This is a genomic window from Prevotella sp. C0209C1 (genome assembly GCF_056583855.1).
Map to the genome: position 1 here is coordinate 1 of NZ_JBWPJP010000030.1, position 20,830 is coordinate 20,830.

The 20,830-nt window shown below is 35.4% G+C and carries 21 protein-coding genes; 10 read left to right on the forward strand and 11 right to left on the reverse strand.

Going from position 1 to position 20,830, the window contains the following annotated elements; genetic code table 11:
• Positions 1 to 281: 281 nt before the first annotated feature.
• The 3 genes from AC1DCD_RS08280 (at position 282) to hisS (ending at position 3,540) form a co-directional block, all read left to right on the forward strand.
• Positions 282 to 782: a Fur family transcriptional regulator gene (locus tag AC1DCD_RS08280; protein WP_008449202.1), complete on the forward strand. Its 501-nt coding sequence runs from the start codon at positions 282 to 284 to the stop codon at positions 780 to 782.
• A gap of 4 nt (positions 783 to 786) precedes the next feature.
• Complete coding sequence (locus AC1DCD_RS08285; protein ID WP_464641103.1) at positions 787 to 2,061, forward strand: adenylosuccinate synthase; 1,275 nt, start codon at positions 787 to 789, stop codon at positions 2,059 to 2,061.
• A 114-nt stretch (positions 2,062 to 2,175) separates the two neighbouring features.
• Complete coding sequence (gene hisS, locus AC1DCD_RS08290) at positions 2,176 to 3,540, forward strand: histidine--tRNA ligase (protein WP_019036811.1); 1,365 nt, start codon at positions 2,176 to 2,178, stop codon at positions 3,538 to 3,540.
• A 275-nt stretch (positions 3,541 to 3,815) separates the two neighbouring features.
• Here hisS and AC1DCD_RS08295 read toward each other — a convergent pair whose 3' ends face one another.
• From AC1DCD_RS08295 to uvrB, 7 genes are all read right to left on the reverse strand, one after another.
• Positions 3,816 to 4,850 (reverse strand): OmpA family protein, encoded by a 1,035-nt coding sequence (locus AC1DCD_RS08295; protein ID WP_464641101.1) that lies wholly within the window; start codon positions 4,848 to 4,850, stop codon positions 3,816 to 3,818.
• Positions 4,851 to 5,059: 209 nt separating this feature from the next.
• Complete coding sequence (locus AC1DCD_RS08300; protein ID WP_008449297.1) at positions 5,060 to 5,527, reverse strand: nucleoside deaminase; 468 nt, start codon at positions 5,525 to 5,527, stop codon at positions 5,060 to 5,062.
• 60 nt (positions 5,528 to 5,587) lie between these two features.
• Complete coding sequence (locus AC1DCD_RS08305; protein ID WP_464641098.1) at positions 5,588 to 6,226, reverse strand: HD domain-containing protein; 639 nt, start codon at positions 6,224 to 6,226, stop codon at positions 5,588 to 5,590.
• Positions 6,227 to 7,183, reverse strand: a complete 957-nt coding sequence (gene menA / locus AC1DCD_RS08310) for a 1,4-dihydroxy-2-naphthoate octaprenyltransferase (protein WP_008449371.1) — start codon at positions 7,181 to 7,183, stop codon at positions 6,227 to 6,229.
• 47 nt (positions 7,184 to 7,230) lie between these two features.
• Positions 7,231 to 9,594, reverse strand: a complete 2,364-nt coding sequence (locus tag AC1DCD_RS08315; RefSeq protein WP_464641096.1) for a putative porin — start codon at positions 9,592 to 9,594, stop codon at positions 7,231 to 7,233.
• A complete protein-coding gene (locus tag AC1DCD_RS08320; RefSeq protein ID WP_019036687.1) occupies positions 9,595 to 9,825 on the reverse strand; it encodes a hypothetical protein in 231 nt (76 codons plus the stop codon).
• 154 nt (positions 9,826 to 9,979) lie between these two features.
• Positions 9,980 to 12,025 carry an excinuclease ABC subunit UvrB gene (uvrB, locus tag AC1DCD_RS08325; protein ID WP_464641094.1) on the reverse strand — a complete coding sequence of 682 codons (2,046 nt, stop codon included), beginning with the start codon at positions 12,023 to 12,025 and terminating at the stop codon, positions 9,980 to 9,982.
• 566 nt (positions 12,026 to 12,591) lie between these two features.
• On the opposite strand from uvrB, the gene AC1DCD_RS08330 reads away from it, so the two are divergent.
• Positions 12,592 to 13,395 (forward strand): hypothetical protein, encoded by an 804-nt coding sequence (locus AC1DCD_RS08330; protein ID WP_464641092.1) that lies wholly within the window; start codon positions 12,592 to 12,594, stop codon positions 13,393 to 13,395.
• A 152-nt stretch (positions 13,396 to 13,547) separates the two neighbouring features.
• Here the strand turns inward: AC1DCD_RS08330 and AC1DCD_RS08335 are convergent, their stop codons facing one another.
• The 3 genes from AC1DCD_RS08335 to AC1DCD_RS08345 are packed head-to-tail and all read right to left on the reverse strand — an operon-like array spanning position 13,548 to position 14,475.
• Positions 13,548 to 13,850 carry a hypothetical protein gene (locus tag AC1DCD_RS08335; protein ID WP_464641090.1) on the reverse strand — a complete coding sequence of 101 codons (303 nt, stop codon included), beginning with the start codon at positions 13,848 to 13,850 and terminating at the stop codon, positions 13,548 to 13,550.
• A 44-nt stretch (positions 13,851 to 13,894) separates the two neighbouring features.
• Positions 13,895 to 14,245 (reverse strand): phage holin family protein, encoded by a 351-nt coding sequence (locus AC1DCD_RS08340; protein WP_353586239.1) that lies wholly within the window; start codon positions 14,243 to 14,245, stop codon positions 13,895 to 13,897.
• An 11-nt stretch (positions 14,246 to 14,256) separates the two neighbouring features.
• Positions 14,257 to 14,475 carry a YtxH domain-containing protein gene (locus tag AC1DCD_RS08345; protein WP_019036682.1) on the reverse strand — a complete coding sequence of 73 codons (219 nt, stop codon included), beginning with the start codon at positions 14,473 to 14,475 and terminating at the stop codon, positions 14,257 to 14,259.
• A gap of 227 nt (positions 14,476 to 14,702) precedes the next feature.
• Here AC1DCD_RS08345 and AC1DCD_RS08350 point away from each other — a divergent pair, with 227 nt between their 5' ends.
• The 6 genes from AC1DCD_RS08350 to nrdG all read left to right on the forward strand — a co-directional run bounded on the left by AC1DCD_RS08350 (position 14,703) and on the right by nrdG (position 19,737).
• On the forward strand, positions 14,703 to 15,182 hold the full coding sequence (locus AC1DCD_RS08350; RefSeq protein WP_464641087.1) for an SPOR domain-containing protein: 480 nt from the start codon (positions 14,703 to 14,705) through the stop codon (positions 15,180 to 15,182).
• A 3-nt stretch (positions 15,183 to 15,185) separates the two neighbouring features.
• A complete protein-coding gene (gene ruvX, locus AC1DCD_RS08355; RefSeq protein ID WP_008449284.1) occupies positions 15,186 to 15,605 on the forward strand; it encodes a Holliday junction resolvase RuvX in 420 nt (139 codons plus the stop codon).
• 64 nt (positions 15,606 to 15,669) lie between these two features.
• Positions 15,670 to 16,230 (forward strand): peptide deformylase, encoded by a 561-nt coding sequence (gene def / locus AC1DCD_RS08360; RefSeq protein WP_008449255.1) that lies wholly within the window; start codon positions 15,670 to 15,672, stop codon positions 16,228 to 16,230.
• A 26-nt stretch (positions 16,231 to 16,256) separates the two neighbouring features.
• Entirely contained in the window at positions 16,257 to 16,871 is a 615-nt protein-coding gene (locus AC1DCD_RS08365) for a tetratricopeptide repeat protein (RefSeq protein WP_036854339.1), read from the forward strand.
• A gap of 286 nt (positions 16,872 to 17,157) precedes the next feature.
• Positions 17,158 to 19,254, forward strand: a complete 2,097-nt coding sequence (gene nrdD / locus AC1DCD_RS08370; RefSeq protein WP_036854341.1) for an anaerobic ribonucleoside-triphosphate reductase — start codon at positions 17,158 to 17,160, stop codon at positions 19,252 to 19,254.
• A 21-nt stretch (positions 19,255 to 19,275) separates the two neighbouring features.
• The gene (gene nrdG, locus AC1DCD_RS08375) at positions 19,276 to 19,737 is read left to right on the forward strand and encodes an anaerobic ribonucleoside-triphosphate reductase activating protein (protein WP_008449230.1); all 462 of its coding nucleotides are present in this window, start codon (positions 19,276 to 19,278) and stop codon (positions 19,735 to 19,737) included.
• A gap of 156 nt (positions 19,738 to 19,893) precedes the next feature.
• Here nrdG and AC1DCD_RS08380 read toward each other — a convergent pair whose 3' ends face one another.
• Positions 19,894 to 20,817, reverse strand: coding sequence for a hypothetical protein (locus AC1DCD_RS08380; protein ID WP_060932545.1), 924 nt, complete (start codon positions 20,815 to 20,817; stop codon positions 19,894 to 19,896).
• Between the last annotated feature and the right edge of the window lie 13 nt (positions 20,818 to 20,830).

Consider the following 20,830-nt stretch of genomic DNA (forward strand, 5'->3'; position numbering starts at 1 on the left):
ACGGTGGTGTGAGAGGTCGGTGAACACGAAAGTAGGAAATAAACACCTATGATTAGGGTTTACCTCCTACTCGATTTTTATAGCTATTTTGTAAAATTATAAATTGCTTTTCATTGTAAAGTATCTTATTAATAAGTATAGATATATTTTAATGTAGTATTTTATCTAATCAAAGATATTTATAGTATGTAAGAATTATTATATTAACTTTTTTTCAATTATCTTCCAATTATCATCTATTTAAAAATAACTATCTTTGTACAAATTTAAACAGTAACCAAGTGGCTAATAATGTAGTCAAAGAAAGAGTTCGAGATATCTTGGATAGTTATCTTGAAATAAATAATCATCGTAAGACGGCTGAACGTTCTGCTATTTTAGATGCAGTCTATGATATGTCTGGACATTTTACGTTAGATGAATTAGGTAAAGAATTAGAAAGGCGTAATTTTAGAGTATCTCGTGCAACTTTATATAACACGATGCGGCTCTTTATAGAGCTACGCTTAGTAATAAGACATCGCTTTATTGGGCAGACTAAGTATGAAGGGGCTTTTAATAATGAAGATCATATTCATCAGATATGTACAGTTTGTGGGACAGTAACGGAGTTAGACGCACCAAATATAGTAACAGCCATAAAGGAAACGAAATATTCACGTTTTAAGAAAGATGGTTTTTCGTTATATATCTATGGTATATGTTCACGTTGTCAAATATCGCTTTCAAGGCAGAGAAATAAAGCGTTAAGTAAGAAACAAGATAAATCATCACAAAAATAAGCAAATGAATACAGCTAAAGTAGATGTCCTGTTAGGATTACAATGGGGCGATGAAGGTAAAGGAAAGGTAGTAGATGTACTTACTCCTAAGTATGATGTAATAGCAAGATTTCAAGGAGGTCCAAATGCAGGGCATACTTTGGAGTTTGAAAATCAAAAGTATGTGTTACGTTCTATTCCTTCTGGTATCTTCCAAGGTGGTAAAATAAATATTATTGGTAATGGTGTTGTTTTAGCTCCTGACCTTTTCATGAATGAAGCCAAGGAATTAGAAAAAAGTGGTCATTCATTAAAAGAGAGGTTGTTAATATCGAAGAAAGCACATCTTATATTGCCTACTCATCGTCTGCTTGATAGAGCTAATGAAGCTGCTAAAGGAAAGTCGAAGGTGGGTACTACGGGTAAAGGCATAGGACCTACTTATACTGACAAAATAAGTCGTAATGGGCTGCGTGTAGGTGATATATTAGATAATTTTGAAGCAAAATATGAAGTTCATAAGGCTCGTCATATAAAAATGTTAGAAGCTCTGAAATGGACTGATTTTTCAGAACTTAAAGAAATGGAAAAAGTGTGGTTAGAAGGGATTTCGTTCTTAAAAGAATTTAAGTTTGTAGATTCTGAGCATGAAATACACCATTTATTAAAAGAAAACAAGTCAGTACTTTGTGAGGGAGCACAAGGCACTATGCTTGATGTTGATTTTGGTTCTTATCCTTTTGTAACATCTTCAAATACTGTTACCGCAGGTGCATGTACAGGTTTGGGCATCGGTCCTAATAGTATAGGGAATGTATATGGTATTATGAAAGCTTATTGCACTCGTGTGGGGTCTGGTCCTTTCCCAACAGAATTATTTGATGAAACTGGTAAAACTTTAAGAGATATAGGGCATGAGTATGGTGCAGTTACAGGAAGAGAACGCCGTTGTGGCTGGATAGATTTAGTACAATTAAAATATTCGGTAATGATAGATGGCGTAACAGAACTTATCATGATGAAAAGTGATGTCCTTGATGGTTTTGACACCATTAAGGCTTGTGTTGCTTATGAACTTCCTAATGGAGAAGTAACTGAAAATTTCCCTTATGATATAAATAATATAAAACCTATTTATAAGGAGTTTAAAGGTTGGAAACAAGATATGACCCAATGTAAATCAGAATCAGGCTTCCCAAAAGAATTTAGTGATTATGTTGCATTTATAGAGCATTATCTTGGGGTACGAATAGGTATTATATCTTTAGGTCCAGATAGAACACAAACTATAATCCGTTAAAGTTTTTTTATATTGCAGAATATTAAGATGTTTTGATTTTATATAGCTTTTAAAATCATAAGAAAAACATAACCAATTGGGGTTATATTACAAAAAAATAGTATAAAAAAAAATATGGCAAATAAACCTTCTATACCTAAGGGAACTCGAGACTTCGGGCCTGAGGAGATGGCAAAACGTAATTATATTTTTGATACAATAAAGCATGTCTATGCTCTATATGGCTTTCAACAAATAGAAACTCCTGCCATGGAAACATTTCATACTTTGATGGGAAAGTATGGAGAAGAGGGAGATAAATTACTTTTTAAGATATTAAATTCTGGAGATTATCTAAAGACAATTAGTGATGAGGAAATTCTGCAGCGTAATATTTTAAAACTTCAGACAAAATTATGTGAGAAAGGTTTACGTTATGATCTAACCGTACCTTTTGCACGTTATGTTGTTATGCATAGAGAAGAACTACACTTGCCCTTTAAACGTTACCAGATACAGCCAGTATGGCGTGCTGATAGGCCACAGAAAGGACGTTATCGTGAGTTTTATCAATGCGATGCAGATATTATTGGTTCAGATTCTCTTTTAAACGAAGTAGAGTTATTACAAATAATAGATACTGTTTTTACTAAGTTTGGTATTAGGGTACAAATAAAAATAAATAACAGGAAAATTCTTACAGGTATAGCAGAGGTCATTGGCGAAAGAGAAAAGATTGTAGCTATTACTGTAGCGATAGATAAACTTGAGAAAATAGGACTAAGCAAGGTTAATGAAGAGCTTCGTTCTGTAGGCATTTCAGATGAAGCTATTGATAAGTTGCAACCTATTATTAAGTTTGATGGTTCTAATGAAGAGAAATTAGATGTTATTGCTGGTGTACTTAAGGATAGTGAGATAGGTCTTGAAGGAGTAAATGAGCTTCGCTTTATTCTAAGTAAATTGAAATTATTAAAGTTGCAGAATGAAACGCAAATAGATCTTACTTTAGCTCGTGGATTAAATTATTATACGGGAGCAATCTTTGAGGTTAAGGCTTTAGATACACAAATAGGTTCTATTACAGGAGGAGGTAGGTATGATAACCTTACTGGTATATTTGGAATGCAAGGTATTTCTGGTGTAGGAATTAGTTTTGGAGCTGATCGTATTTATGATGTTCTAACTACTCTTGACCTGTATCCTAAAGAAAGTGTATCGGGTACTCAAGTGCTATTTATAAACTTTGGAGATAAGGAAACAGCTTATTGTCTACCTATTATATCAAAGGTCCGTAAGGCAGGAATACGTGCAGAGATCTATCCTGATAGTGTGAAAATGAAGAAGCAAATGAGTTATGCTAATGCTAAGGGCATTAAATATGTAGCATTAGCAGGCGAAACAGAAATGAATGTAAATAAGATAACTTTAAAAAACATGATATCAGGGGAACAAACTTTAGTGTCTTCAGAAGAATTAATTAAGTATATTTTAGGATAAGTATTATTATTGCTTAATAAAGCAGATGTAGGTAAATATATTTATCTACATCTGTTTTGTATATCAAACTATGAAAATATTTTTCTTTAATATAAAAAAGGAGTTTAATGGTAGTAAAAAGGAAATGTAATCTAAAGAGTTTAATGGGAGTTGTCTATAATGCTTATCTATTAAATTATAGTTTTAGTTAATATCAATAATCAAATAAAGGAGATGTATCATTATGACACATCTCCTTTATATATTTATTATAATAACTGTATCTTATAAAAGTTTTACTTAACGTAAATAACAGCAAGACGGTTAGAGGTTATACCTTCTACTCCTTTACCTGTAACTTTTTCTACAATAACACCACGGCTACGCAAGTAATGAGCTACTACGTTAGCACGGTTTTCCGACAACTTCTTGTTAAACTTAGCAGAACCTTCAGGAGAAGCTGTACCTACAATTTGTACACGACTACCTTCTTTAATATTGTTAAGTTCAGTCTTAGCAGCTGTAGTTAAAGTATATTTCCCCTGTGCAAAGGTTACAAAAGAAAGGTTAGAAGCAGAAAGATCTTTATTAGCAGGTACTTCCTTAATAACTTCTTTTGTTATAACTTCTGGCTTACGGTTACGTAGTTCGTTTATTTGTGCGTTCAAAGCATCAATCTCGGTTTGATCACGTGGAGTTACTTTGACAAAATTGTGAGTACCATTAGAATTCTTAAACTTATAAATCAATCCTGCATTTAATTGAACCATAGAATTGTTTACATCATACTTTATACCTTCGTATCCGTTACCATTCAATAGATAAGTAATAGAAGGCTCTACATATAGCTGCCATTCTTTCTTAGAACCGAAGTTATAAGCAAGATCAACGCCAACTTTAGAAGTTGCAATATTTAAATTGTTTTCGTTATGACTATTAAATGTACGCAACCAGCCTAAACCATAAACAGCACTAACCTCAAAAGCACGAGGTTCACCACTATAATCAGCTATCCAGTTTGTTAAATTAACAGTACCTAATAAAGAAGTATTGATAAAGCGAATAAAAGTACCGTAAGAGTCAAAAGGCTTATTAGAGAAATAAGCATTACTTTCTGCAGCCAATCCGAATACTGGAGTAAAATAACGACCAATGCGAAGACCTGCATTAGGATTCAAGTTTTTTAACCAGACATTGTGCTTTGTTACTGTAGAAACACCTCCATTGATACCAATGTACCAATTGTCAAAAGTTTTACTCTCTGCTAAAGTTTGAGCAGAAACTGAAGCTGCCATAGAAATAGCAGCAAACATTAAACATAATTTTTTCATGTTCCTCTGAATTAATCTATTATTTATAATTTATTTTTACCTATTTAAAATCGTCTGCAAAGTAATGTAAAATAAATGAGAACACCAAATTATTATGATAAAAGTTTCTAAAGGTAACCATTTCTTTGCATGCTAATATTAGTGTATGATATAGATATATTTATGGTAATATCTTAAAAAAAAAGCGAAATTTGATATATTTTTTAGTGTTAATATTCTATCTTATCCATTTTTTCTCGCCACAGATCAAAGGCTTTTATAGCTTCCGATTGTAATAATATTTCTGATGGCTTTTTACGGTATTGTGGTTCCACTTCTATTTCTTGATAGATAAAATCATCATCAAAGCCTATTTTAGCAGCATCTTTTCTATCGTTAGCGTAATATATCTTATCTAAGTGTGCCCAATAAATAGCTCCTAAACACATAGGGCATGGTTCGCAAGAAGTATATATTTCGCACCCAGATAAATTGAAAGTTTTAAGTTTTTCGCATGCAATACGGATAGTGGAAATTTCAGCGTGAGCTGTAGGATCGTTATTTATTGTAACTTTATTACTACCTTCAGCTATAATTTTTCCGTTATGGCTGATAACTGCTCCAAAAGGTCCGCCGCCATTGCGTACGCTGTTTATAGAAAGCTCTATGGCTCTTAGCATAAGTTCTTTTTTTGTCATTTTTTTATACTTTTTATTAGTTAAGGGAGCTAATTAGTTAATCTATCCCTGTAAATATAATTAGATAATATTGAAATGTTTCTGGTAGATGTTATAGAATATTTGTCGCAAATTATCTTCGTTTTCTATTGCTTTGTATATTGTATCTAAATATTTAGCATTTGTAGAATTAGGAATCCATAATTTTATGTATCCTGTCCTGCCATATTTTTCTTTTATGTGATTGTAGAAATATTGCCATACTTGTTCTTTGTTTGCTGTAGGATATTTTTTTAATACATATTGTATTGCTCTGTGAAAAACTATTTTTGGTTCTAAATTTCTATTGGCTTCAGCTACTATTTTCCCATATATGCTTCGTGGTGTTCGCGATAGGCTGGCGCGATGATCTTCTACAGCTTCTTTCATTATTCTAAGTTGTTCTGGTGAAAACCATTTCTTTAACCGAGCATCAGCAATAAGAATTTTACCACTTGTAAGGTGATGAATAGCTCGCGGTCCTTCCATACCTAAGTCGTGATAAGCAGCTATAACATAAGCCATATTAAGATCAGCGCCCACATCTTGCGCTAAAGTCATAGAGTTAGCTATAACTCGTTGTACATGTATGAGCCCATGTGATTTGTCGAAAGTATTGTATCGAGGCAGAATATGTTGTTCTACAAATGCTACAATATCTAAACTTGCTATTTTTTGCATTTATATTAATGCTTTAAGTATAAATGAAATTGTTGTAAGTAATCCAAAAATAAATATATTACGGGCAGTTTTACCTAATATTTTATTGAGTTCTTTACCTTGTGTTTTTTTCATTTTACGATATGTGCGGGCATGAAGAGTTAGATATACGAGCATAAGAAGTGTAGCTAAAAGAAAGTCGATTAACCTATGTTGCTTCAGTATTAGAATACCGGTAATATGTGCTCCTATAAGGCCTAAAGCAAAATATAGTAAGGCAGAGTATTTTTGTCCTATATGTGTAACGAGAGTCATTTTGCCATTACTTTTATCATTTTCATAATCACGATAATTGTTTACTATTAATAGTGTATCTATTATTAAGCCACAAGCTATTGAGATGAGTAAAACTTGGTAAGGTATCGCAGTTAATGTATCATTGTCAGTGCATAGAAAGTATGTTAGGCATACAGGAATAATACCAAAAAAGCAAAGTACAAGAATATCGCCCAAGGCTAAGTAAGAGAGTGTTGTAGTATAGAGAAAACAGAAAATAACGCATATAATTCCTATTATAACCATTTCCCAACCACCAAAAAAGGCTAAAGGAAGCCCACATAGGCAAGCTAAGATTGTAGTAATTATAATGCCTCGTTTCATAGCTGATAAGCTGATCCAGCCTTCACTGCAGGCACGTCTTGGACCGAGCCGGGTATCGCTATTGTCATTTCCTTTTAAACAATCGTAGTAATCGTTGATGAAATTGGCATCTATTTGCATGATGAAAGCAAAGAGTAAACATAAACCAGCAGGTATTAGCTGTAATTCTTGCCATCCTTTTATGTTAAAAGCTAAAGTTATACCTATCATAACAGGTACTGCTGCTCCTGATAAAGTTTTAGGACGAGCAGCAAGAATCCATGCTTTTAAGCCTTTTATATTATCTATATTAGTATTATCTTTTCTTTGTGTTTGCATTATATGTTTATATTATATATATGGAGAAGCTATAGGTAAGATTAGTTTTAATTAAAGAAATTCCAGCTTAGTCCAAACCTAAATATACGCTGATTTAGAGGGTAATGTGGTGTAAAGAAATAATCTCCATTATTGTTAGCATTGATATGTGAGAACATAACAAAGAAGCGCGTATGTTGCAAAGAGAAATTAGCATAAGCATTTATAATAGGGTAATTACCTATTTTTGTACGACTAAGTTTAGTTTCTTGAATACCAAACGCGCCTATAGCTGGGATATATTCAGGCGCATAATATTTTGTAAACCAACGCATGTCTGTACCTAAGTCGCACTTTAGCACTTTTGCTATCTTAAACCGTAAGTATAGGTTGCTATAAACATTTATAGTAGGCGCAGGAAGTACTATCTCGTTACTTGTTTTTTGGAATGTTAAAACATTGTCCCAATGAAAAATGCCCCAGTGTATGTTTTGCATTAGCTGCATAGTTATTACGCTAATGGGTTTACTATCTTGTCGGACATTTATTTGATTATTTTTCACAAGGTAATTATTGCCATTTAAAACACGATCATTTTGAAGTCCAAAGTAAGTATAGTTATTAAGCAGATCATATCCAAAGCGCAACTTGCTGTCAGTCTTTTTTATATAAAGTGTTGCCATTAAGCGCGAGTGTAGCTGCTTTTTTAAGGCATTATTCCATATAAAGTGTTTGCTAACATAGCGAGTATAGTACATAGAAGGATAGTCGTGATGTATAAAAGCATTTAAGGATAATTGTGTAGTATCGCCTAAAAGATGAATGTTTATCCCGATATTACTATCAACATGGAATTGTCCTAATGATTTTCCTGCAATCCATGTTTCTGCATTTATATTGTAATGCAAAGTTTTACCAGTCATTTTAAGTAGCTGCCCACCTATAGAAATATCATTCTGGTTTTCTGCGTCATATCTTTCGAATAGCGAAAGATTATTAAAAGTTTTATAAGAAGGATACTCATAGTGTCGTATTTCGTGAGATACAAAGGCTTTTAGACCAGCTTTTGCCCACTTATTAAATCCTTCTAATAGTGCTATTGCAAAAGTGTTTTTTAATGCCCAGTGCTTAGTTTGGTCATAAATAGAGTCGTTTGCAGTAGTGCCATAGTTATAAAAGTTATTTGCATAATAGTTTTCAGGACTTTTATAAGCTTGATATATACGTTGGTAATTGTCAAAACGCATTGTATGTATAAGACTTGTAACAGGTACATACTCTCTTTTCATCCATTGAAGAGTGGTATCTTTTTTTTCAATACTTTTTTTGTTAAGCATTGCCATTTGAGCAGAGTCCTGCATGTTTACCTTTATTCTGTTATCTTCCTTAGGTGTTTTTAAGTTTTGTGTGGGGGCATCTCCTGCGATGGTTGCATCATCTGGTCGTCCGCTTGGTTGATGTTGCTTGTCGTATTGTTCTTCATCAAAGTCATCTCCATTTTCCTTTGCCTTACGGCGTGCCTCTTCTTTAGCTTGCATTTTTGCTTTAGCTTGTTCCGATTTGATAGCAAACTTACGTGCTTCTATCTCTTCTTTGGTCATTGGCACTTTACGAAAGAAGCCGAAGCTGTAGCGATGATTGAAAAAAAAGTGTTGGTTATCGTTTCTGTTCCAGTTATTTTCTAATATCGTTGGTATTTCATCAGTAGTAAAATTGTCTTTAAACATTTCAGGATGAGTTATGTAGGCATCATTGGCTATTCCTCCATTTTCTGCTACCTTTTGATGATTAAGCGACATAAGCAAATTTGCATTGTAACGTTCTCCTATATATGCCCCCCACATAGAGTAGTTCATGTGTGAGGTGTTTACGCTGTTATAGTAGCCTCGTCCATATATATAATCGAAAATAAAGCCAAATCCCCATTTTTTACCTGCATTAACAGCAAAGAACGCTTTGAAATGGTCTTCTCCATGTAAATCGTTTCCTGCCGTGTTATATGAGAGAATGGTGATAGGTGAGAATGTAGATGTAAAAAGGAAGTTGCTTGGTTTTATTACAAACTGGTCGTATGGATCTATGAAAATAAACTCAGAGGGAAAACTTCTTTCCAGCAGAATGCGGTTTTGTCGTGGTGAGCCTACGTTGCCTAAGGTATTATATTCTCCTCTTAACCCTGTGGTGAAGATGGTGTTCATATACATATATGATAATGTGTCGAGCACTGCAGGGGTTTTGTCTCCAAAGTGTTCGTCTATAGTCCATGCCTTAATGCCTCGCGGAATATCTTTATTTTTATTATCTATAGAATCGGAAGCATTTTGTTTTTTGCCATTTTGATAATCATTAGCAGTAAAGGTTCTGTCATTTATCTGTGCTTGTATATTTATTACAGATAAAAACATTACAAGGAGGATAAGCGTTTTCTTCATTTATTTTATAAAACGGAGTATACATTCAATGATCTTAAAAACCATTGAAATAAGAATAATTATAATACCAACATTAGTGTAATCAGTAGCAAAATAGAAGATACCACCAATTAATGCTCCCAGCATGAAGATGCTATTTAACCATTGGCGTGTAATAAAGAATCTCCCTCGCTCTCTCATAGGTCTTAATCTGTGATTGGGTCGGCGTACTGTACTTTTATTATTATCCATTTTTTATAAGTTATTATATTAAAACAGCTTTATTATGTTTATTGCTATTTTGCACTTTAAATTATTATTTTGGAAAACAAAGATACACATTCTTATTGATAAAAAACAGGTATTTTTCTGCTTTTAACGTTTTATATGTATACCTTTATATGTCTTATTTTTGTTCTAACTCTTTCTGTAGTCTTAATATTTCATCACGATATTGAGCAGCCTGTAGGAAATCTAAATTTTTTGCAGCTTGCTTCATGAGTTCTGTTGTGTTCTTTATGCTCTTTTCCAGCTGCTCTTTTGACATACTTTTAATAATAGGGTCAGAAGCAAAAGTATCAGATTTAATATCTTCTATATGAGGTTTTTTATTAATAGTCTTATTTGTAGTGTTTTTAAAGTTATTGTCCCCCTCTTTGTTTGTAGGCAATATATCTTTTATAGTTTTTACAATTTGAGCAGGAGTTATGTTATGCTCTTCGTTATATTTTAGCTGTTTAATGCGTCTTCGCATGGTTTCGTCTATTGTTTTTTGCATGCTTTCAGTAATGGTATCTGCATACATTATTACCTTACCGTTTATGTTTCGAGCAGCTCTACCAGCTGTTTGTGTTAAGCTGCGATGGCTCCTAAGAAAGCCTTCTTTATCGGCATCGAGTATAGCTACTAACGATACTTCAGGAATATCAAGCCCCTCACGTAAGAGATTTACTCCTACAAGCACATCATATAAGCCTGCTCTTAGGTCGTTGATTATTTTCACACGATCCAAACTTGCTACATCACTGTGAATATAAGCTGTACGAACATCGTGATTGAGAAGATACTCAGTAAGCTCTTCCGCCATGCGTTTGGTAAGAGTAGTTACTAAGATACGTTCTTGTCGCTCTGCTCGTATAAGGATTTCGTTCATTAAGTCGTCTATCTGATTTTCTGATGGGCGCACATCTATCTCAGGGTCTAATAATCCCGTTGGGCGGATTAATTGCTCTACGACCACTCCATCAGCCTCTTTCAGCTCAAAGTCGGCAGGTGTGGCTGATACATATATTACTTGATGTATCATGCTTTTAAACTCTTCAAACTTTAAAGGTCTGTTATCCAATGCTGCAGGTAGCCTAAACCCATATTCTACAAGATTTGTTTTTCGGGCTCTATCGCCACCATACATTGCCGATATTTGTGGCACACTGACATGGCTTTCATCTATCACGAGAAGATAATCTTTTGGGAAAAAGTCGAGCAGACAATATGGGCGTTGCCCTGCTGTTCTGCCATCGAAGTAGCGAGAGTAGTTCTCTATACCAGAACAGTGTCCTAATTCTTTAATCATCTCTATGTCATACTCCACACGTTCCTTTATGCGCTTTGCCTTAATATTTTCGCCCAATTGCTTAAAATGGTCTATCTGCATCATTAAGTCGTCTTGTATCTTGCTAATGGCTTTTTGTGTTTGCTCTTTTGATGTAACAAAAAGGTTAGCAGGATATATCTCGTAGGTATCGAAAGATGATAGTCGGTGAAAGGCTATAGAGTCTACTTCCTCAATAGAATCAATCTCATCGTCCCACCATGTAATGCGTAAAACATTATCACTATATGCCATAGCAATATCTACAGTATCGCCTTTTACACGAAAATATCCACGTTGTAGATCCATGTCATTACGTAAGTAAAGCGAACTAACTAACTGACGTAGAAAGTAATTGCGATCTATCTTCTGCCCTTTTTTTATGTGGATTACATTTTCTTGCATAGCTGCAGGCCCGCCCATACCATATATACATGACACGGAAGATACTATTATAACATCTTTTCTGCCTGATAATAATGATGATACTGCAGAAAGTCGTAGCTTGTCTATTTTATCATTTATAGCTAAATCCTTTTCTATATACGTATCTGTAGTTGGGATATATGCCTCTGGCTGGTAATAATCGTAATATGATACATAGTACTCTACGGCATTATGAGGGAAAAAACCTTTCATTTCTTCATAGAGTTGTGCTGCTAAAGTCTTGTTGTGGGATAAGATTAGTGTAGGCTTATTAATATTAGCAATGACATTAGCCACTGTAAAGGTCTTACCAGAACCAGTTACACCAAGTAGTACCTGACTATGTTCGCCACGCTTCAAACCTTCTGTGAGAGCTCTGATTGCTTCAGGCTGATCTCCTGTGGGCTTATATGTTGAGGTTAATTCAAAACTCATTATAAAAGCAAAGTTACTAAAATAATAATAAAACAGAGCAGCTTAATACTGTTATCTGTATAATATATAAGTAAAAAAATATCTCTTTAAAGCTGCAAAATAGCAACAAAGAGATGATAAAGCTTATTATGTTAAAAGTAAAAGGATATGTTTTTGATATTAAAGATATTGATATAATATTTTGTGTGTTAGGTGTTTATGTATGGAAAGTATTTATATAAAGAAATGTGTATTAAAATTATTATAAAGAAATTTTTAAAACCAGATAAAAAAAAGGTACTTTTGTGCGCAATAAACGTATGTTATAACAGTCAGTTTTCTATAAGAAGAAAAAAGAGATACATCATTATGTAAAAGTAATAAAGGTTATTATATCAGATTCCATGAATATTCTGTTAAGTGATAAGGTTTTACATATTGTTGAAATAAAGTATATTTATGTTCGTCTTCATAATAAGATAACGGCAGGGGGGATATTTTGTTTGAGGATATAAAAACAGGTATAGGAAAGTCTAACCATTATAGGCAATAACGATATTATATAATATATAGAAGATAAGTTAGAGGTGGAAAATATTAATAAGGAAGATAAGATAAAGTTTGCCTTATCTGCTAATGTTAGTAGTAAATATGGCAGTTTGTGGAGGATAATATATAAGTCGGTAGACGAGTATAAGGGGAAGGTTGAGCTGTGTAGGATACACTTTAACAAATTACGTCTTAATGATACTTTCTCTATTATAGAAACCAATTATTGTTTATTCCTTATTGCAGATAGGTTAGGTGGTGTTGGGGTTGAGGCAGTAGTATGTAGAAGATATAATAAAATATTTAAGAATGTATGCTCTTCATTTTTTCCCTTTGTAGTGGTAGCTATTGGAGCTTTAGTGGGGCTTACCGCTTGTGGTGGTATAGCATCTCGTAGCACCCATTATGATACCACACGAGTAGATACCCTTAAGGCAGTGTGTCTCGATAGTTTACCTCTTTCTTCGCAGAAGGCCTCACAGGGCTGGCTTTTAAGTGAAGACTCTATACACAGCAAGCTATATAGCCAGATGCAGCAAGGCTCTAACATAACTCCTTATAGTCGCCTTTGTATAGTAAAAAGCAGGTATAATACTCCTACATTAAGCCTTCAACTTAGCTATGGGGAGCGTTTTGCTACAGATGATGGTGAGGCTTTTGCCACTATAAGACTGCTTTCACATGGCAAGGAGATAGGAGTATTTAGAGGAAAAATAGCAGAAAACGGTAGCCGTCTTTTTATACCTAATACATTTCTTAAGGCTATTTATAATAAGGAAAAGTTTGCCGTAGAGCTTAACACCGTAGCAAGTGGTAAGCTGATATATAAATTTAGAGCTTAGAAGTATTGCTCTCCTAAGCTCTAAACTATAGCTTATCTTCTATCTAAAGTCTCGTTTTTAGCATTTAACTATTTCCACGCTTTTATGTTAAAGCTATTATGTTTATACTAAACTTTTAGCGTTTTACCTTAGAAAGTGGCTCGCCCCCAGCATTACAGGAAATTCTTCCAAGAGAATAAGCCCTTGCGACTTTGCTTTCGGCTTGAGCCAAAGATGCGGTATAGCTTCCAGCCTAATATTAAGCCGTCCATGATGTTTGCCCCCGATGAGAACATGCTTTTAAAACGCTGCGAAGGGGTAGAACGCTCTTTTGGCTCGCTCTTTAGCTTCTGCCAAAGGGCATTCATGGTACCGTTTTGCTGGGCTATTTCAGCCTTTAGCTCTGCCTTGCGAAGGCGAAGATCGCTCATAGAGCGACACTTATCTTGCTCATAAGAAAAGATGTTTAAGCTCATATTTATATAATGTGTATATTACTTTTTCTCTCATGGTTGTGGCTTTAAGATAAAAGCAGACTTGAAAGAAACCTTACCAATGGCTTTTCTATTATTACCTTGCGTAGCATTAGCATAATGAGAAATAATACTATGTAGGCGAAACCTACTATGAGATAACCCCAAAGGGCACAACCTAAAGCCTCTCCTATAGCTATGGCAGCTGCAAAGGAAAAATAGATTAAAGCAATAAGAAATAGCGTAACAAAAACAGCTATTAAGGCAACAGCTGTCAGTAGCCTTACTATTATCTCTACAATAGAGAGCTTTGTGTACTCTGCCTGTAGCCCAAAATACCTCTTCAGCACCTTAAAGAGCTGTGCTATTGTTTCTACATTCTTATCGTTAGAGAACATAACTCTCCCCTTTATTCTGCTATGTTAGAGGCAGCTTCCTTAATATCTTCTACAAACTCGTCGGTCTCTTTGCGGCTAAGCCTTATATCGTGCTTTTTGCAAAAGTCGTCTACAGCGTTTGAAATCTTATTACGAGTATCCTCGCCCTTCTCTGGAGCTGCTAAAAGTCCTACAGCTGCTCCAGTAATAGCACCGCCTATAAAGGCGAATAAATAACCTAATGTCTTCATTGTTGATAAAAATTTAAAATAATGAATATTGTTATAATAGTTAATGGCAAATATAATAATATTTTCTTGAAATGACAAAAAGAAAAGCTGTAAATATATAAAAACCTCACCATCTTTGCCCTATTTAACAATCTTTATATGGCTAAGGTGTATATGTTCGATAGTTAATTTGTAATTTCGCAAAGGTAAAATAAAGTATAAAATATAATCTATTAATATATAAGGATATGAGAAAATCGATGTTTTTTGGTAGTGCCCTATTAATGGCAATAGCATTTACAGGCTGTAAATCGAGCGAGAGTGCTTATAAAAAGGCTTATGAGAGAGCTAAGGCTCAAGCTGCTACAGTTACTCCAGAGGAGAACCAAGCTCCTTCTAACAACACTGTAGAGACGGCTCCAGTAACAGATAATCGTGAGCAGGAGAGCTATGATAACGAGCCAGTGCGTCATGAGAACGTAGCTGTAGTTAGTGGTAATGGCTTAAAGGCTTTTAGCGTAGTAGTAGGCTCTTTCAGCATAAAGGCTAATGCAGATGGTCTTCAGAGCCGTCTAAAGAGCGCTGGTTATGATGCACAGGTGGTGTATAATGGTAGTAACAGAATGTATCGTGTAGTGGCATCGAGCTTTAATGATAAGGCTTCTGCTGTGCAGAGCCGTAACCAGTTGCGTTCTTCTTACCACGACGCATGGCTCCTTGCTAACTAAGTAATGGGGCGTATAATTGCCATAGATTACGGTAAGAAGCGTACAGGCATAGCAGTTACCGACCCTTTGCGTATCATAGCAAATGGGTTGGCTACTGTTTCTACTCCAGAGCTATATGCCTTTTTGCAAGAATATATACAGCGCGAAAAGGTAGACCTTATAGTAATGGGTAAGCCCACACAGCTCAGCGGCAAGCCCAGCGAAAATATGGGGCGTGTAGAGCAGTTTGTCCTTAGATGGAAGAAGGCGTGTCCGAGCGTACCTATAGAGTATTACGATGAGCGTTTTACCTCAGCCTTAGCCCATCAAGCTATGATAAGTGGGGGCGTAAAGAAGAAGGTAAGGAGGCAAGATAAGGGGTTGGTAGACGAAATTTCGGCTACTATCATATTACAAGATTTTATGCGCTCTAAAGGAATGTAACCCATCATTCCTTTTTGTGTTTATAAGCTATTTATTTTATTTCAGAAAAAAGAGAGGATAATAAATGATATTACCAATATATACATACGGTCAGCCAGTGTTAAGAAAGATAGCTCAAGATATACCAGAGAGTTATCCCGAGTTGCAAGAGCTTATAGCCGACATGTTTGAGACCTGCTCTGCGAGCGATGGTGTAGGGCTTGCTGCTCCGCAAGTGGGTAAGCCTATACGTGTGGTAGTGATAGATCTTGATGTGGTTTCAGACAATTTCCCAGAGTATAAAGGCTTTCGTCATGCTTTTATAAACGGGCATATCACAGAGGTGGACGATACTGAAACAGAGGTTATGGAAGAGGGTTGTTTGTCGCTACCAGGTCTTCACGAGAAGGTAGAAAGGCCAAAGCGTGTGCGTGTAAAGTGGATAGACGAAAATATGGAAGAGCACCATGAGTGGCTAAGTGGCTTCTTGGCAAGGGTGGTGCAGCATGAGTTCGACCACTTAGAAGGTAAGGTCTTTACAGATAGAGTTTCGCCTTTTCGTAAACAGATGATAAAGAAGAAGATGAAAGCTCTGTTACAAGGCAAGGTAAGATGTAGCTATAGAGTGAAGCCACCTCTGAAGTAGTTATTTACTAAAGGTATAGGAAAAAGATGCTTAGAAGTGGCATAATAGGTTTGGCGGTAATGTTTTGTATGCCTTCTCTTGCTCAATATAACATAAAAAGGCTATTAGAGCAGGGGCAGCAAAGCTTTTCACAAGGCTATTATGTAGCATCTATGCAGATAGGAATGCGTATAGTAGGGTTGAAGCCCGATATGTATGAAGCATGGTATATGATGGCAAAGTCGAAATATAACCTCGACGACTTTAAAGGTGCTGCTAACGATAGTAGGCGTGCTTTGCTCTTGCAGCCCTATATACCAGATATATACGACCTTTATGCTATGGCTTGTATAAAGGTGGGAAATTATGACAGTGCTATAGAGGCTTACACAAAGGCTCTTGCTTTAGATAAGGATAATAAGACTTATCTCTTTAACCGAGCATATTGTTATTTTGAGAACGGTCAGAGAAAAGATGCCGAAAGAGAGCTTTTAGCTATAACTGATCGGTGGAAAAACTTTACACAAGCCATAACCCTTTTAGATGATATTAAGCATAATAAGACACCGCAAAAGAAAATAAAGAGTGTGCTTAATATTTTTGTCCCTACATTAAAGATTACACCTAATTTACACTCGTTGCCTCTTCTGCCCTTAAAGTAAGCATATATATTTAGTGTGTAACACTATGAAAGCAAGATAGTAAACCTTTTCTTGCTTATTGAAATTTATCATAAAAGGAAAGTATAAATAGGCCATCTTAACATATTTTAGATGAAAAAAAGGTGTGCTTTTTCAGAAAACTTTAGTTACCTTTGTGGTGAAAGAGTTGCCAAAAAAGAAAACTTTTTACGATGTTAAAAATAAAAAGTTTTCCAAAATGGAAAACTTCACACAGCTTTTAAGCTCATAAATATATAAAAAAGAAAAATAATAAAACTATATAACTATGCAAAATTTTACAATTACTAAGCGTGATGGTTCTAAGGAAATGTTTTCTTTAGATAAGATAATGGGTGCTATCTTAAAGGCTTTTGAGAGTGTAAATGCTCCTACTGACCTTACTGCGGTATCTAAGATACTTTCAGACCTTACCATACATAATGATATTACCGTTGAGGATATACAAAATCAAGTGGAGCAGGCTCTTATGAAGGAGGGTTATTACGATGTAGCTAAAAGCTTTATAGTGTATCGTCATCAGCACAGTCAGGACAGGGAAACACAAGATAAGATAAAGTTTCTTACCGAATATTGTGGTGCGAGCAATGCTGCCACAGGGTCGAAGTATGATGCTAATGCTAATGTGGAAAATAAAAACATAGCAACTTTGATAGGTGAGCTGCCTAAGCAAGGCTTTATACGCATTAATAGGCGCTTGCTTACCGATAGGATAAAGCAGATGTATGGTAAAGAGCTTGCCAACGAGTATTTAGACCTCCTTACCCATCATTTTATATATAAGAACGACGAAACTAATCTTGCAAACTACTGCGCTTCCATAACTATGTATCCATGGCTCATTGGAGGCACTACTGCCATAGGGGGCAACTCTTCTGCTCCTACTAACTTAAAGAGCTTTTGTGGAGGCTTTATAAATATGGTCTTCATAGTTTCGAGTATGCTTGCAGGGGCATGTGCTACGCCAGAGTTTCTTATGTATATGAACTATTTTATACAAAAGGAATATGGTAAAGATTATTGGAAGAATGCCGACAAGGTAGTGGATCTTAGTTTGCGTCAGCGTACTATAGATAAGGTTATTACCGATTATTTTGAGCAGATAGTCTATTCTCTTAATCAGCCAACAGGTGCGAGAAATTTTCAGGCTGTCTTCTGGAACATATCTTATTATGATAAGTATTATTTTGAGTCGTTGTTTGGTAATTTCTATTTTCCTGATGGTTCACAACCAGACTGGGAAGGGCTGTCGTGGCTACAAAAGAGGTTTATGACATGGTTTAACAAGGAGCGTACGCGCGCCGTGCTTACATTCCCGGTTGAAACTATGGCTCTTCTTACAGAAAACGGTGAGTGTAGAGATAAGGAGTGGGGCGAATTTACTGCCGAAATGTATAGCAAGGGGCATAGCTTCTTTACGTATATGAGCGACAATGCCGACTCTTTAAGTTCGTGTTGTCGTCTTCGTAATGAGATACAAGACAACGGCTTTTCTTATACACTTGGCGCAGGAGGTGTATCTACAGGCTCAAAGAGTGTGCTAACCATAAACCTTAACCGTTGCATACAGTATGCTGTTAATAAAGGAGAAGATTATAAACTATTCTTAGATCACGTTATAAAGCTCTGCCATAAGGTGCAGTTAGCATATAACGAAAACCTTAAACATTTCCTTAAGAATAAGATGTTGCCCTTGTTTGATGCTGGATATATTAACATTAACAGGCAATATCTTACTATAGGCATTAATGGGCTTGTAGAGGCAGCCGAGTTTATGGGGCTTGATATTACCCCTAATGAAGATTATAAACATTTTGTTCAGGGTGTTTTAGGTCTTATAGAGCAAAACAATAAAGCCTTTAGGACTAAGGAAGCTATGTTTAATTGTGAGATGATACCTGCCGAAAATGTAGGTGTAAAACATGCAAAGTGGGATAGGGAAGATGGCTACTTTGTGCCTCGCGATTGTTATAATAGCTATTTTTATCGTGTAGAGGATACAGGGCTTACTATTTTAGACAAGTTTAAGCTGCATGGTGCGCCTTATATAGAGCATCTAACAGGAGGATCCGCCCTGCACATGAATTTAGATGAACATCTATCTAAAGCACAATATAAGCAGCTTTTAACAGTGGCTGCTAAGGAAGGTTGTAACTATTTTACCTTTAACATTCCTAATACTATATGCAACGATTGTGGACATATAGATAAGCGTTATCTAAAAGAGTGTCCTTGTTGCCATTCTAAGAATGTAGACTACCTTACACGTGTTATAGGGTATATGAAGCGGGTAAGCAACTTTTCGCAGCCTCGACAGCAAGAAGCTGCAAAGAGGTTTTATGCAGGAAGCGATAAGATGGAATAGTAAAAACATAAAAAGAATGGTATGCTCAGATTTGTAGGTACAGATATAGTGTGTCAAGAGTATCCAGATGAGATAACTCTTGCTATAAATATCTCGGGGTGTCCATGCCACTGTCCTGGCTGTCATAGTAGTTTTTTGGCGCAAAACACAGGGCAGATGCTTTCCACAGAGGTGTTAGAAGTCTTGATAGAAAGTACCGAAAGCTCCATTTCATGCGTTGGGTTTATGGGTGGTGATGCTAATCCTAAGTGTATAAACAGTTTTGCACGGTACATTAAGGCGCATCACCCAGAACTTAAAGTGGGGTGGTATTCTGGAAGAACGGTTATAGCTTCAGATATAGAACTGTGCAATTTCGATTACATTAAGATAGGACCTTATCTAAAGCATTTGGGCGGATTAAAGTCGAAACGCACCAATCAGCGTATGTATCATATCAGCTCTTCTGGCGAGATGGTAGATATAACCTACCGTTTTCAGTAATATATATCGTTTTGATGGTTAAGATAATGTTTAGGGTATAAATAAAAGAGAGTGTGCCAGAAAACACACTCTCTTTTATTTATTTTTTGCTTTTAACAGGCAACCCCATAATTGGGATATACCATAAGAGGAAAACTGATATATTTATATCTAAACTTATTTATCTAATAACTTAGTATTGGAATTAAGCTCTACCTCTGATCCCATTATCATCATCTTAGCCTTTGCGCTATAATTAGTTACCATTTTCTTGCTTGATAAAAGTATATGTTCTGTTATATTAGCATCTACCTTATCCAGTCCCATTTGTTTTAACTGTTCCCAGTTGTTTTTTATGCCTTGTATAGCATCGTCATCAAGCCCTTGTTCTTTAAGCTGGCTGAAAATGTAATCTTTAGTTTCAGCGCTATCCATATTTGCCTTGCTATTACCAACAATGCCCGTAGTGCCTAAAATAGAAGAAATACCCCATGTTGTTTTTATCTTTAACCCACCAAACTCTCTTATCTCACTATTTCCATTTTTAAAGGTTTTCCCATAAACAGAATAGATACCAGTCTGCGTAAAGGTCTTGAGCAAATTTTCTTCAGAGAATTTTGTAGAAAGTGCCATTATTAATTTTGCTTTTGAAACATTCTTTTCAAGAGCAGGATTTTCTTTATATAGCTTTTCTATGTCAGCTATAGCTCCTTTTGAAATCTTTGCAATAACATCGTTATAGTTTACTATTTTTATCAGCTTCCCATTCTTATCTGTCTGAAATAATATAGGAGTATCTACAAGATACTTTGCTGCGCCAAGTGTGTTACCAGCCAAAACAGCTTCTCCTTCTATGTTTAGCTTTGATGTTACGTCTTCAAGCAAGGCTCCTTTATCATTAACATCTTTCACTGTGATGGTAGATAAATATGTTGTCTTTACTTGTTTTGTACCACTTCCCATAGGAAGACTAATCTTCGTAGTAGTCTCATTCTCATAATGAGCAACATCTCCTTTTTTTAGCTCTGGCTTAACAAAGGTTTGTGCACTTGCACTAAAAACTGCTGTAATGATAGCAATTGACAAAACTAATCTTTTCATAAGCTTTACATTA

Coding starts and splice junctions, on each gene's coding strand:
- AC1DCD_RS08300 (WP_008449297.1), bottom strand. CDS start 5,527: ATGACAAAAAAAGAACTTATGCTAAGAGCCATAGAGCTTTCTATAAAC.
- def (WP_008449255.1), top strand. CDS start 15,670: ATGATATTACCAATATATACATACGGTCAGCCAGTGTTAAGAAAGATA.
- uvrB (WP_464641094.1), bottom strand. CDS start 12,025: ATGAGTTTTGAATTAACCTCAACATATAAGCCCACAGGAGATCAGCCT.
- AC1DCD_RS08335 (WP_464641090.1), bottom strand. CDS start 13,850: ATGAGCTTAAACATCTTTTCTTATGAGCAAGATAAGTGTCGCTCTATG.
- AC1DCD_RS08340 (WP_353586239.1), bottom strand. CDS start 14,245: ATGTTCTCTAACGATAAGAATGTAGAAACAATAGCACAGCTCTTTAAG.
- nrdG (WP_008449230.1), top strand. CDS start 19,276: ATGCTCAGATTTGTAGGTACAGATATAGTGTGTCAAGAGTATCCAGAT.
- AC1DCD_RS08365 (WP_036854339.1), top strand. CDS start 16,257: ATGCTTAGAAGTGGCATAATAGGTTTGGCGGTAATGTTTTGTATGCCT.
- AC1DCD_RS08380 (WP_060932545.1), bottom strand. CDS start 20,817: ATGAAAAGATTAGTTTTGTCAATTGCTATCATTACAGCAGTTTTTAGT.
- ruvX (WP_008449284.1), top strand. CDS start 15,186: ATGGGGCGTATAATTGCCATAGATTACGGTAAGAAGCGTACAGGCATA.
- nrdD (WP_036854341.1), top strand. CDS start 17,158: ATGCAAAATTTTACAATTACTAAGCGTGATGGTTCTAAGGAAATGTTT.
- AC1DCD_RS08315 (WP_464641096.1), bottom strand. CDS start 9,594: ATGAAGAAAACGCTTATCCTCCTTGTAATGTTTTTATCTGTAATAAAT.
- AC1DCD_RS08320 (WP_019036687.1), bottom strand. CDS start 9,825: ATGGATAATAATAAAAGTACAGTACGCCGACCCAATCACAGATTAAGA.
- hisS (WP_019036811.1), top strand. CDS start 2,176: ATGGCAAATAAACCTTCTATACCTAAGGGAACTCGAGACTTCGGGCCT.
- AC1DCD_RS08350 (WP_464641087.1), top strand. CDS start 14,703: ATGAGAAAATCGATGTTTTTTGGTAGTGCCCTATTAATGGCAATAGCA.
- menA (WP_008449371.1), bottom strand. CDS start 7,183: ATGCAAACACAAAGAAAAGATAATACTAATATAGATAATATAAAAGGC.
- AC1DCD_RS08285 (WP_464641103.1), top strand. CDS start 787: ATGAATACAGCTAAAGTAGATGTCCTGTTAGGATTACAATGGGGCGAT.
- AC1DCD_RS08345 (WP_019036682.1), bottom strand. CDS start 14,475: ATGAAGACATTAGGTTATTTATTCGCCTTTATAGGCGGTGCTATTACT.
- AC1DCD_RS08295 (WP_464641101.1), bottom strand. CDS start 4,850: ATGAAAAAATTATGTTTAATGTTTGCTGCTATTTCTATGGCAGCTTCA.
- AC1DCD_RS08305 (WP_464641098.1), bottom strand. CDS start 6,226: ATGCAAAAAATAGCAAGTTTAGATATTGTAGCATTTGTAGAACAACAT.